Origin of the sequence: Blautia sp. MSK.18.38, assembly GCF_024460535.1 — a bacterium.
Classification (GTDB): domain Bacteria; phylum Bacillota; class Clostridia; order Lachnospirales; family Lachnospiraceae; genus Blautia_A; species Blautia_A fusiformis.
In genome coordinates this window covers 1-13271 of sequence record NZ_JANFYP010000015.1, presented here as the reverse complement: position 1 = coordinate 13271, position 13271 = coordinate 1, and the positions used below count along the sequence as shown (strand labels likewise).

The 13271-nt window shown below is 35.9% G+C and carries 12 protein-coding genes and 3 pseudogenes; all 15 read left to right on the top strand.

All coding sequences use genetic code 11. From position 1 onward, the window contains the following. The first annotated feature begins 6 nt into the window (after positions 1 to 6). A complete protein-coding gene (gene lepB / locus NE638_RS10475) occupies positions 7 to 564 on the top strand; it encodes a signal peptidase I (RefSeq protein ID WP_173746161.1) in 558 nt (185 codons plus the stop codon). Between the two features lie 227 nt (positions 565 to 791). Then, positions 792 to 983 (top strand): annotated as a pseudogene (locus NE638_RS10470) (TnpV protein); the annotation flags it as partial. Between the two features lie 101 nt (positions 984 to 1084). Then, a complete protein-coding gene (locus NE638_RS10465) occupies positions 1085 to 1786 on the top strand; it encodes a lantibiotic protection ABC transporter ATP-binding protein (RefSeq protein WP_173746160.1) in 702 nt (233 codons plus the stop codon). 4 nt (positions 1787 to 1790) lie between these two features. Then, positions 1791 to 2519, top strand: coding sequence for a lantibiotic immunity ABC transporter MutE/EpiE family permease subunit (locus NE638_RS10460; RefSeq protein WP_173746159.1), 729 nt, complete (start codon positions 1791 to 1793; stop codon positions 2517 to 2519). Position 2520: 1 nt separating this feature from the next. Continuing rightward, a complete protein-coding gene (locus NE638_RS10455; RefSeq protein ID WP_173746158.1) occupies positions 2521 to 3243 on the top strand; it encodes a lantibiotic immunity ABC transporter MutG family permease subunit in 723 nt (240 codons plus the stop codon). Continuing rightward, positions 3240 to 4061, top strand: coding sequence for a NisI/SpaI family lantibiotic immunity lipoprotein (locus tag NE638_RS10450; protein ID WP_173746157.1), 822 nt, complete (start codon positions 3240 to 3242; stop codon positions 4059 to 4061). Before NE638_RS10455 ends, NE638_RS10450 begins: the two co-directional genes overlap by 4 nt. Before the next feature lie 59 nt (positions 4062 to 4120). Continuing rightward, positions 4121 to 4788: pseudogene (locus tag NE638_RS18230) on the top strand (response regulator transcription factor). Beyond that, positions 4773 to 6140 carry a sensor histidine kinase gene (locus tag NE638_RS10440; RefSeq protein WP_173746156.1) on the top strand — a complete coding sequence of 456 codons (1368 nt, stop codon included), beginning with the start codon at positions 4773 to 4775 and terminating at the stop codon, positions 6138 to 6140. Before NE638_RS18230 ends, NE638_RS10440 begins: the two are co-directional and overlap by 16 nt. A 329-nt stretch (positions 6141 to 6469) precedes the next feature. Further along, on the top strand, positions 6470 to 6592 hold the full coding sequence (locus NE638_RS10435) for a hypothetical protein (RefSeq protein ID WP_256137159.1): 123 nt from the start codon (positions 6470 to 6472) through the stop codon (positions 6590 to 6592). Positions 6593 to 6599: 7 nt separating this feature from the next. Further along, positions 6600 to 10313 (top strand): YobI family P-loop NTPase, encoded by a 3714-nt coding sequence (locus NE638_RS10430; RefSeq protein ID WP_173746155.1) that lies wholly within the window; start codon positions 6600 to 6602, stop codon positions 10311 to 10313. Between the two features lie 147 nt (positions 10314 to 10460). Next, positions 10461 to 10610 (top strand): annotated as a pseudogene (locus NE638_RS10425) (ABC transporter ATP-binding protein); the annotation flags it as partial. 232 nt (positions 10611 to 10842) lie between these two features. Further along, a complete protein-coding gene (locus NE638_RS18435) occupies positions 10843 to 11091 on the top strand; it encodes an FtsX-like permease family protein (protein ID WP_173746154.1) in 249 nt (82 codons plus the stop codon). 122 nt (positions 11092 to 11213) lie between these two features. Beyond that, positions 11214 to 11543: a PadR family transcriptional regulator gene (locus NE638_RS10420; protein ID WP_055066334.1), complete on the top strand. Its 330-nt coding sequence runs from the start codon at positions 11214 to 11216 to the stop codon at positions 11541 to 11543. A gap of 3 nt (positions 11544 to 11546) precedes the next feature. After that, positions 11547 to 12899 (top strand): FtsW/RodA/SpoVE family cell cycle protein, encoded by a 1353-nt coding sequence (locus tag NE638_RS10415; protein WP_173746153.1) that lies wholly within the window; start codon positions 11547 to 11549, stop codon positions 12897 to 12899. A gap of 134 nt (positions 12900 to 13033) precedes the next feature. After that, positions 13034 to 13271, top strand: a 238-nt coding sequence (gene tnpA, locus NE638_RS10410) for an IS200/IS605 family transposase (RefSeq protein WP_173746152.1), incomplete at its 3' end; no start/stop codon positions are given.

The following is a 13271-nucleotide window of genomic DNA, read 5'->3' as shown; positions in this document are numbered from 1 at the left end:
GAGAATATGAAAATCTGGCGTGAACTGTTAGGCTATGTGAAATTGATTGTAATAGTAGTGGCAATTACTCTGGTTATCAATAATGTTGTTTTGATTAACGCAAAAATCCCTTCACCCTCCATGGAAAAAACACTTATGGTGAAAGACCGCCTTTTCGGCTTTCGGCTTGCGTATGGAATTAATCTTAATCTGTTCGGTTATGAAATTTCTGAAAAGTTCAAGGACCCGGAGCGATTTGATATTGTAATATTCAAATACCCAGATGATGAAAGCCGTCTTTTTATCAAAAGAGTGATCGGACTGCCGGGAGAAGTAGTGGAAATTAAGGATGGGAAAGTTTACATTGATGGTTCACCCACTCCATTGGATGACTCTTTCATTCCGGAGAAAATGATCGGAAGTTATGGTCCATATACAGTTCCGGAAAACTGTTATTTCATGCTTGGTGATAACCGGAATGATTCGAAGGATTCACGTTCATGGAAAAACAAATTCGTACGATTTGACCAGCTTGTGGGGAAAGCTGTTGTAAGATACTATCCATCTTTCAAGTGGTTAGGATAATAAGAAACGCGAATATCAGTGGCTTATTTAGCACTGGAATATTCGCGTTTTTTATTTGATAATGGAAGTCGATTTTTGTCCTGTCTTGTGTGTCTCAAAAGTGCCTGTTTTACAGGCTTTCCGGGGTATCAGTCATTTTGTCTGATATTGTAAAGCAGTGTCAGATTTGTCGTAAATGTCGTAAATTTGTGGTCAAAAAATGATGAGAAATGGAGAGTGCTAACAAAATGAAATTAACGTATACGAATGTAAATGGATATCTGCTTCCGGATCTTACTTATAAATCCGGTGAGCAGATGGAGCAACTTGGCAAGTATGGTTTTCTTCGCAGAGATTATCTGAAAAACCATCGAAATTCAACCTATCAGGTGATGCTTCTGCAGGATACGATTGGAAAGCATCTTCTGGAAGTGGACAAGTATTTCCTATTATGTATTTAAGAAATTCTATTTTCTTTATGAAATCTTCAAAATTTGCAGTTATCCTTTTAGCATAATCAAAAGAAAGGATAGTGTAAAATATGAGTATAATCTTGAAAACAACAAATCTCTGTAAATCATTCAGCAGGCAGACAGTTGTAAATAACATATCGCTGAATATTGAAAAAAATTCCGTCTATGGATTGTTGGGACCAAACGGAGCCGGAAAGTCCACAACACTTAAAATGATAACAGGCATTTTGAAACCGACATCTGGAAGCATTGAGTTTGACGGCCATGCTTGGCGCCGAAAAGATTTGAATGACATAGGAACCTTAATCGAAACCCCGCCTCTTTATGAGAACCTGACTGCATTTGAAAATTTAAAAGTGAGGACGGAGCTTCTCGGCTTACCGGATAAACGCTGCCATGAAGCGCTTGATATTGTCGGCCTTACGAATACCGGAAAGAAACGGGCAGGACAATTTTCTCTTGGCATGAAACAGCGGTTGGGAATTGCGATTGCAATTTTAAACAATCCCCGCCTGCTGATTTTAGACGAACCTACAAACGGCCTCGATCCTGTTGGTATAGAAGAACTTCGTGAATTGATTCGTTCCTTCCCCTCTAAAGGAATTACGGTAATTCTTTCCAGCCACATTCTTACAGAAGTACAGCAGATTGCTGACCATATCGGCATTATCTCGGAGGGTGTCTTGGGGTATGAAGGTGTTTTACATGCTGAAGAAAATCTCGAAAAATTATTCATGGATATTGTGAAAAAAAACAGAAAGGAAATGTAAGAGTATGAAATACCTTAAATCAGAACATTTAAAATTCAGAAGAACCTTTTTCAATAAATTATTGATAATTGCCCCATTGATTACAGCAGTTTTTGCTTGGCTTATGGCTGGATTTACTGAATTCCAGTATATGTCCTTGTATTGGTGGTATTCCTTTTTACTTCCGGGAACAATTACAGTTCTTTGCTATTTGTCCAATCAAAAAGAAATACGTGCAGATAAATACTATTCTGTATATTCTATGTCTATCAATCTGAAAAAATTTTGGATTAGTAAAAACCTGATTCTGATTGAAAAAATGATATTTGCGGCTTTTATATTGGCATTGTTAGTATGTGTTAGCAATATTATCTCCCCGTCAACCGTTATTTTCACACCGGGACAATCCTTTATAGGCAGTGTTGCTATTATGATAGCTTCTATATGGCAGATTCCGCTTTGCTTATTCTTGATTTTTAAAATAGGATTGTTTATGCCGCTTGTAGTAAACACTGCCTTTGGAATTTTTCTTCCCGGCTTTTTTGGAACTACCTCCTTATGGTGGCTGTGTCCATATTGTTGGGCTCCAAAGCTGGCGGAATCACTAATGGGAATTGGTATCAATGGAACATTGAATGACACTCCTAACGTTTCCATATTACCTGTTGCATTATCTTTAATTTTATCATTCATACTTTTTTTCGTACTTACTTATTTGGGTGCAGGTAATTTTAGCAGACAGGAGGCAAAATAGAATGACACTATATAGGGCAATCCGTTCAGAATTGGTAAAATTGCGCCACACACCACTATTACCAATTCATATATTCGTACCGATAGCAGGTGCAATCCTTTTTACAAGCTATTTTGGTTTATACAGTTTCCGACCAGACTACAATAAATATAAGCTGATTTTTGAGATTACAGCTACGTTTTTTCCAATTCTTATCAGCATAATTACCGGGTTAAATACGTTTATGGAAGATCACGCCGCACATTCACAGTCGATTCTATCCGTTCCAAACAGGATAACCATTTTCTGCGGAAAGTTTCTTGTCCTTTTTGGTGGAGGCGTTCTTTCACTGATTAGTTTGGTGCTATTATTTTCTATACTGGTAGCAATACAAGGACTTATTCCACATACACCCTATGTCATGCTGTTAGAAACAATAATAGTCCTTGCCTTTGGAAATATTATACTTTACATTTTCCATTTATTTATTGGCTTTAAGTTTGGACTTGGGCCGTCATTGTTTTTAGGTGTATTTGAAAGCCTACAGGTAATTATGTACAGTAATATTGTCTTAGCGGGAGTTTGGAAGTATATCCCTTTCGCTTGGGCAATTGATTTAAGCCGTTATGTGTTAGACGATAAACTATCCCTACACAAAAATGAGGTTTTTATAATGGGACTTATTACAATAATTGCTTTTATTGCAATGACTTTTTGGATTTCACAATGGGAAGGAAAACGATGATTAAGAAAATGATTTTACTGGTTGTTGCTATTCTGCTGATGGGAGCAAGTATGACTGGCTGTTCTGTTTTGGAAAAGGGAATTGATGAATATTCCAAAGACAAAGAAGAATGTGTGCTGAATACGGATAATGTGACACAGTTTACCTACAAGGGAGACAGCTTCACCATTCTTGATGATACACTGTCAAATTCAGAACTTGGAGAATGGGTTGGCTATATCAGAAAACTTGCGGTCATAGATTCAAACGGGAAAATCCTGCTTCAACAGGATACAGAAAAGGCCACTTTTAAAACTTTAGCTGATATTGCTGATTCAAAACCAGACGCCGCCTATATCATTCCATTTTTAAATGTCTATACGGTCAAAGATGGAAATACGCAGGAGCTTATTGTTGACGTAAACGGAGGCTACCACAAAGCTATTCTTAATAGATTTGTTACGGACAAAGATACTATTTTTCGATACAATCAGAAAACAGAGGCAACAGCCGAAGGAGAATTTACAATAAATACGCAAAATTGTACACAGTTGCTATGCGGGGATAAAGTTTATCAGATAACAGATGAAACCGTTCCCTATGAAAATATTGGAGAATATATTGATATAATTGCTGAATCCTATACATTTGATAATGATACAAAATTACAAATTCCCAAAGAGGAACTATATCATATTGATTGGAACGGAAAAGAGAAGAGCTCACAAAAACGAGAGCAGTGGACAATAGGCGGTATATATGAAATCTTGCACAAAGATAGAACTGATTCCGTGGCAGTAGAAGTAAATTCTGAATACCGGGTGGCAAAATGTCAGTAAAATTTGCAAAACAATATGATGGTGCTACAATAGTACCGGAGTGAAAGGAGGTGCATTTTATGGCAAATATCCTTGCTATAGATGATGAAATTCCTATTTTGGAATTGATAAAAAATGGATTGCAGAAAGACGGACACACCGTTTCCACATATCCATCTGTTTCACAGATTCCCTTAGAGTACTTAAACCGATATGATTTGATAATGCTTGACATTATGATGCCTGACACAGACGGCTTTACATTCTGTAAAAAAATCCGCTCCCTTGTGGATTGCCCCATACTATTTCTTACTGCTAAAACATTGGAGAACGATATCACTTTTGGCTTGGGGGAATTGGAGCTGATGACTATTTGACAAAGCCCTTCCGTATAGCTGAATTGCGGGCACGTGTAAACGCCCATCTGCGGCGGGAAACAAGAGAAAAACACAGCACAATCGTTTTTGAACATATTAAGGTCGATTTATCCGCAAAAGAAATCCGGGTTGATGACTGCCCGGTTCCCTTTACAAAGAGCGAATATTTAATTTGTGAATATCTTGCTAATAACAAAGGACAGGTTTTTTCTAAAGAACAGATTTATGAGGCTGTATTCAGTATTGACGGAGACAGCGATAACTCAACAATTTCTACTCACATTAAAAATGTACGGGCAAAGTTCAATAAGATGGGGGTACAGCCAATCATTACAGTTTGGGGGAAAGGTTACAAATGGGAACAAAGATAGCGACATTAAGGACAGCTTTTATAAAATACCTTGTTATGCTGATAGGCGGTCTGGCATTATCCGTAATCACTCCTTTTCTTATATTTACGATATTTGCTAGTTTTGGGATTGTTAATTATGCTAATCAAAGTGAAGAATTTGTGAAAACAATAGCTCCTGTTCTTGCTTCAACACCTGATTTGGCAGATGTAACAGAAAATATGCCCTCCGGGTGTGATTACCTTTTACTGGATAAATCATACACAATACTGGAAACCTCCTTAAAAAATGATGATGTGAAATCAGCATTAAGATATGCGACCGATGGTGTTAATACTGCAAATAACGGAAAGCAGTTTCTGCTGATTACAAGGGATAAGGAATTGATTGTTTTACAATACTATATTGGTTCACGCTTTATAAACCCATGGTTGAACAAATATTTTCCTTCACCGGAAATGATACTTTACTCTCTAATTGTTCTGAATTGCGTGTTTGTATGTATACTATTAACCATTCGTTTTTCAAGGCGTCTACAAAAACAATTAGTGCCTATTATGAACGCGACCGAAGAAATTTCATCACAAAATCTTGATTTTGAAATAGGCCATTCTAATATTAAAGAATTTGAAGATGTTCTGCTTTCTTTCTCTAAAATGCGGGATGATCTGAAAATGTCTTTAGAGAAGCAATGGCACGCGGAACAATTACAGAGAGAACAGATTGCAGCATTAGCCCACGATTTGAAAACACCTTTGACAGTTATTCAAGGAAATATTGATTTGATAAATGAAACGGAACTTGATGACGAACAATGTCTATATGCAGATTATATCACTGAAAGCTCCAGTCAAATAAGCATTTATATTAAGACGCTGATTGATATTTCCCGGACTGTTGCCGGGTATCAGCTTCATTTGGAAGAAATTGATATTTCTGGTTACATGGGACAGATTGAAGCACAGGCAAACTCTTTATGTCTTGCAAAAGGAATTTGTCTGCACATGGAAAAGGAAGTTGACTTGGGTATATTCAAAACGGATAAACTTCTGTTAGAACGGGCAATTATGAATGTGATAAGCAACGCCGTAGACTATTCTCCACCACTGGGAACAATTTATGTAACAACACAAAAGGTAGACCATTTTTTACACATATCCATAACAGACGAGGGAACCGGCTTCACATCAGAAGCTATACACCATGCACAAGAACAATTTTTTATGGGCGATAAAAGCAGAACTTCTAATATGCACTTTGGTATGGGACTTTATATCACAAACAGCATTATCAAACAACATGACGGGCAACTTATTTTAAGCAATTCTAAAAAGACTGGTGGTGCGCAGGTAATAATTAAAATTCCATATTAAGAAATTAGAGGGCGATACTACGGTATCGCTCATTATTTTTTCAAATCTTTATAAAATCTACAAATTTTCCATATAGTATATAAGTAAAGAATATAACTTCATTCTGCCGCACGACGGCAAAGAAAAAAAGCCATCGTAACGCAGATACATTTTCGCGTGCTTTTGAAGCGGTGGCTTTGATTTTTAGATATGGCAATGGACAACCGTATCCTGCAGCTGGAGCAACAGGTAGCGAAACTAAAAAGAGAGAACGAGACATTACGGAAAGAAAATGAAGCAATGCGGAAAGTATTGAATAAAAGAGACTTGAATCTGATTAAGAATTTCTAATGAAGAAGAAAATAATCAGCGACTGGCAGGGGGAGGTAAAGAACGTGTCTGCTGATGGTTATGGGGATAAAATAGAGGAGAAATCAAGACTTTTTCATTTTGTATCATCAAATATTTCATGATACAATAGTGTTATCAGTTAAATTTGAGGGAGGGATTTCTACGATAGCACTTTTGGAGAAAATTCGTGAAGTAATAAATAAAAGAATACAAGAGAAAAAGAAAAATGAATTTACAGACTTGGCACCCATTGATGATATTGAAAATGGAGCTGAATATTTAAAGGCATTACATTGGGCGATAAAGAAAAAGAAAGTTAAAAATATTGCACTGGCAGGTCCATATGGTGCGGGCAAGAGTAGTATCATTGATACATATTTGAAAAAACATAGAATTATTAGAAGTAAATCGCTTCGTGTTTCAATGGCAACTTTTGTTGAAAACGAAACTGATGAGAAGGGGAATCCTAAGAAAATTTCTTTGAAACAAGATGAAATTGAATTAGGAATTTTAAAGCAATTATTTTATAAAGTCAATTATAAAAAGATCCCGCAGAGCAGATATCGGAAGCTACACAAAATTAATTGGAAACGTGTCTGGGGATATTTGGTTTTGATATTTTTAATTTTGGGAGTGACGGAATTTATATTTTTTCCAGATACTTTTCAAATGATAATTGAAAAAATAGAAGAGGCAGGTGGAAAATTTGGATTAAAAGCAGTGGTTTCGGATAGTATTTTCCTTGTTTTTTGTGCGGGAATATTGGCAATCATCGCCCGAACATATCGTTTGGTGCTGTTTCGCTTTAAAGTAAATGAAGTAAAATTGCCAACAGAGACAGTTGTGAAAAGTTCTGAAACGGCAGCGGAAACTGTATTTAATAAAAATATGGATGAAATTGTATATTTCTTTGAAGAGACAAAGCACAGAGTTGTATTTTTTGAGGATTTAGATCGCTTAGAAGATCCATCTATTTTTATCCATCTTCGGGAATTGAATACATTATTGAACAACTACGACGGGATTAAAGGGCGTATTGTTTTTATTTATGCTATTAGAGATGATATATTTACGGATACAGACAGAACAAAATTCTTTGAATTTATTATTCCGGTAATTCCAATTATAAATTCTACGAATTCTGGGGAAATCTTTTTACAAAAACTTGAGGAATCTGAAAAGAAAGGGATTGTTCATGAAATCTCACAGGAATTTATATTAGACGTATCTCCATATGTTGAAGATATGCGAATTCTTCAGAATATATACAATGAGTTTGTTATTTATAAGGAAACGATTCGTACTGATCAGGAACTGAAATTGTCAGATGAAACAATGATGGCATTGATTATTTTTAAAAATTTGTATCCACGGGAGTTTGCAGAACTTCAGATGGAGAGAGGAGTTGTGAAACAAGCTTTTGAGGATAAGCAAAGATATATCTCTGGACAATGTATGAAATGGCATAATGAAGTTGATGAACTTACACAGGAATTAGAAAAATATCATGATGACTGTTTAGAACACATAAAAGAACTCAAAACAGCTATGCTTGGTGCTATGGTGAATTGGCAAGGCATTCCATATAGTATTAATAAAAGCTATTGGGATAAATGTTCAGTGAGTAAAATAATGGAGGATTCGTTTGAATTATCGAAACTTGCGGAATTAAAAGATGTTGAAATTGAGTATTACACATGGAGTTGTTTCCAGTCGGAAAAATCTGTGAGTGATTTTCAAGAAGTTTTTCAACTATATTATGAAAGAATTAAAAATTTTCAATTTGTCCAAGAAAAAGGTGTTAGTTCAATAAAAAGAGAAATTGAAGATTTGAAGAAGAATGTACATGAACTTTCAGGCTGGTCACTTAAAAAGCTGATAGAAAAATTTGGAGTTCATAATGTACTATCTGAAAAAGTTGCTGAAAATAAATTGCTTGTATTTATGCTTCGAAGAGGATACATTGATGAAAAATACGCAAACTATATCAATTATTTTAAGGGGACAAGCATTACAAAAGAAGATATGAATTATATACTGGCAGTAAAAAATATGGAAAAGCTGCCATATAATTATAATTTGACAAAAGTTGGAATGGTTATACAGCGTTTACAACCGTATGAATTCGAACAAAAAAGTATTTTCAATTTTATTCTTTTGGAATATTTATTGTCTGAAGAGAATGAGAATGAAAAACGTATGATATTAATTGATCAATTATCTGATAGAACAGTGGAAAGCTGGGAGTTTATAGATGAATTTATTGAGCAAACTCAATATAAAGAGAGATTGATTCAATTATTAGCAATGCGTTGGCCTGATATGTGGAATGATATTGTCCAGGATATATCGATAACATACGAAAGGAAAATTTTTTATTTACAGTTACTTATTGATAACGTGGATACAGAACGCTTATTTGAATTAAATGACAATAATAAGATGAGCGACTTTATAGAGGAAAATCCAGATATATTACAGCGGCTATCATCTATTCAAGATCAAAAGGTGATTTCCTTAATTGAAACACTTGGAATTATTTTCAAGAATGTTTCTATTGAAAATGTTTCGGAGGAAATTTTGCGATATGTTTTTGAAAATCGGTGCTATAAGTTAAATGATACGATGATACGTAGGATTGTGGAATTTGAAAATGATACAATGCTTTCCGGTTTAGATACTCGAAATTATACAACAATTATTTCACTAGGATATGAACCGTTAATTAAATACATACAAGAAAATTTGAAACAGTATGTAAGGGAAATTATATTAGCATCTAATAATACTAAGGAAGATGTTGAACAGATTATGGATTTGTTAGAAAGAATGTTGGAAAATGATCCAGAAGAGACCGAAATCTGTTTGGAATTAGTGAATCATGAAGAATTTTGTGTAGATGATATTTGTGAATGCTGTGGAAAGTTCGATTCTGATTTTGATAAGGACGTGAAAATTCTTTGGAATGAGTTATTGGATAAAGGAAAAGTAAGCTTGAAATGGGAGAATATCAAATGTTATTGGGACAGATATAAGATTACGCCAGAACTACTTCAATACATTGAAACAAATAGTGATCAACTTACATTTTTAGAGAATCAGTGTTTAAATGAAGTGTTTGCCGAAGAACTTATTACAAGTACAATTGATGATTCTGCTTTTGAAAAACTATTATCTCAGTTGGAATTAGAATTTGATATTCCAATAGAGAAGGTTGAGAGACGGAAAGTGGGAATTTTGATTAAGAAAAAATATATTCCTTTTGATGTTAATAAATATGGTGAAATTAAAGATGCCTATCCTGATTTATGTCCAGATTTTATTTTGTATAATCAAGCGGAATATATGGAAGTAATGGAAAAGATTCCAATGGGAGAAACATTATTAGAAACACTATTGCTTTCACCTATTCTCAATTTTTCTAATGCAGAAATTCTGTTGGATGCTTTTGGAGAAAATTATATGACTGCAAAAATTGCTGAAAACTTAGTTGATTCAAATATGACGATTAACAAATCGATATTTACAGCAGCCTGGGAATATGTAGATGAAAAAGGGAAAAAGACGTTGATGTTTAAATGCCTTTCGATTTTAGAAGCGGCTGATTTTGAAAATTGTTTTTCAGAACTTTCACAATGGTATTCAGGATTTTGCGATAGAAGTAAAAAACATAACGTTGAATTACCTAATAGCGAAGAAAGCCAAAGGCTTGCTAAACGATTACAAGAAGTATCGTACATTACAAGTTACAAATTACAAGAAAAAGAAGTCTATGATTCTGTTACGGAAACAAAAAAGAAAAAGAGTACTTTTGTGTGCTGGATAAAAGCAATCAAAGGATAAAAGAAAATTTTTCATAGTATTTAAGGGAGATCAAGGTAGGGTATAAAAGCCCTGCCTTTTTCTGAATAGAAGTGTACACAGTACACAAGTGTGCATACAGTTAAAGCCTCTATTTTCAAGGCATAAGGGATAGGGGTACAGTTTACAGATGAGCCGACGGGAACTCTGGATTCACAAAATAGCAGCGAGGTTATAGCATTGCTCAAAGAAACATCGAAAAAATATGAGCAGACCATCATTATGATTACCCATAACCGCGGCATAGCACAAACGGCAGACCGGGTATTGCAAGTGTCGGTGTTTGAACGTATCATGCGCAATACAAAGTATGGTCTTATTGGAATTCAATTAGCTTCAAATGCAACTGAAGAAACGATAGCAGAAATTAGAAGCCTTGAAAATGATGACATTATTATCACAGATCAGCGTGAAAGCAATAAACAAAATAATGCTACCTATTTGGCGGTACGAATTGTTTGTTATGGTTTTCTGGCTACTGTCGGAATTATCTCGCTGACAGCTTAAACGAATGATTTCTGCGGAAGCGTACACCTATGCAATTTCTGGTTTGATAGTTGGATGTGGTATTGGACTTCCTCTTAGCCGATTTTTATATAATCGTCTAATTGCACATTATTTTGGAATTGAGTGGAGTTTTCCTATCCTATGGTTTGGAATCGTTGTTGCCTTTATCTTTATATCTGCTATTGTATCTGTCTATGCCCCTGCAAAGCGCATACGTAATATGGCAATTACCGAAACAATCAATGAATGGTAATAGCCATTAGTTTTGATAAATCTTATTGATATATTGACAAATAATGTAAAATAATCTATTATATAGACAACCGATATATAGAACGCCGATATATAACTTATTCTAAGAAGGGGGGGGACCAGATGGCTATTGAAAGAGCATTGGTTTCAGGAAGTATGGCAATGCTTGTAATGAAACTTTTGTCTGAAAAGGATATGTATGGATATGAGATGATCGACACACTGAGGCAAAAATCTCAGAATGTATTTGAGCTGAAGGCTGGAACTCTTTATCCATTGCTGCACAGCTTGGAAGAGAAAGGACTCCTGACAGTATATGAACAGGATGTAGCTGGAAAGACCAGAAAGTATTATAGCCTTACCAGACAGGGAAGAGGATTCCTGGAAAAGAAAATAGAGGAATGGAAAGAGTATTCTGCAGCAGTGACCAATGTGCTTATACTGGAGGTGTGAGTTATGGATGAATATCTGAAATTATTGCTGGAACAGATTCGCTGCACAAAAGCCAGACCATACATAAAACAGGAACTGCAGGATCATATGGAGGATCAGATTGCGGAAAACATGAAGGCAGGCATGGATCATGAACAGGCAGAGAAGGAAGCCGTCAGAGACATGGGGGATCCTGTGGAAACAGGAATCTCCCTTGACAGTATCCACAGACCTCAAGCTGCATGGAAACTTTTGGGAATGATTATACTTATCAGCATTGCAGGTGTTCTGATACATGCAGGGATTTCCGGAAAAGCCAGTGAGAATGCGGTAGCCGGTTCTGACAGATATGTGTTTCATGTTATGATCGGGCTGGCTGTCATGATGATTTTGTATCTGCTGGACTATACCGTATTGGCAAAATTTTCAAAAATAATTGCAGCTGTTTTATTGTCCGCCTGTTTGCTGGTTATATTGGAAGGAGGCCAGGTAAACGGAGCAAGGATTTTTATATCACTGCCAGGAGGCAGAAGAGGCATGGATGTACAAAAACTGATGCTGTTTTATGTCCCCATATATGGAGCAATTTTATATAAATATCATGGGTGGGGATATAAGGGACTGGTAAGAGCAATCTTATGGCTGATTGCTCCAGTAATATTAGTTTACAGCCTGCCGGCACTCAGGACAGCTTGTGTGATGCTGGTAACTATGCTGACTATGTTGACGATCGCAATCAAAAAGGACTGGTTTACTGTCAGAAAGAAAAGAACTATCTGTGGAATCTGGGCTGTGTTTTTGACCGCGCCCATAGCAGCTTTCCTGGGTATGTACCTGAGAAACAGGCTGGCGGAATATCAAATTGCGCGCATACAGGCGATGTTTTCCAGCGGTAGCGAAACAGATTATCTCACAAAAATGTTGCATTCACTTTGGAGACAAAATAAGCTGATCGGGAAAAGCAAATCAGATGTAACGGGAATCCTGCCAGCATTTAACGCGGATTACATTCTGACCTATCTGTCATCTGTATATGGAATAATTGCAGCTATACTTTTGTGCTGTGTTCTTGCGGTTTTGATTTTTGCAGTCTTTAACACTGCGTTGCGACAGAAAAATCAGCTGGGTATGATGATGGGATGCGGGTGCGGAATTGTATTTCTCATCAGTTTTTTGATAAATGTCCTTGAGAATCTTGGCGTATTTCCGCAATCAATAACATTTCTTCCGTTTTTTTCAGCCGGAGGAAGCTGTATCATAGTTTCTTATGGACTCATGGGAATCGTGCTGAGTACTTACAGGTATAAGAATATTTATCCGCGACATCCTGAAGCAGGCTTTATGTCCATTAATTCTAAGGTAAAAAAAGTATCGTAATATTATCCAATGCGTCGTAAAACCCCCTGCTTCAGCTATGGGGATATAAGACGCGTCCATCGAATTTATGCAAGTAATTGAAGATGGACAAAATAGTAATTGTATTAACTGATAAACCATAGTATAATACAAATATGAACACAACATATAAATCAAACAACAATGTCGTCTATTCCTGTAAATACCATGTAGTATGGTGTCCAAAGCATAGACGAAAAGTATTAATTAATGGTGTGGACGTCCGGCTGAAGGAGCTGCTCACAGAGTATGCTGCAAATTTTTCTGTAGACATTCTGGAAATGGAGATCATGCCAGACCATGTTCATATGCTTTTGGAAGTAGATCCTCAGTTTGGCATCCACAAAGCTGTAA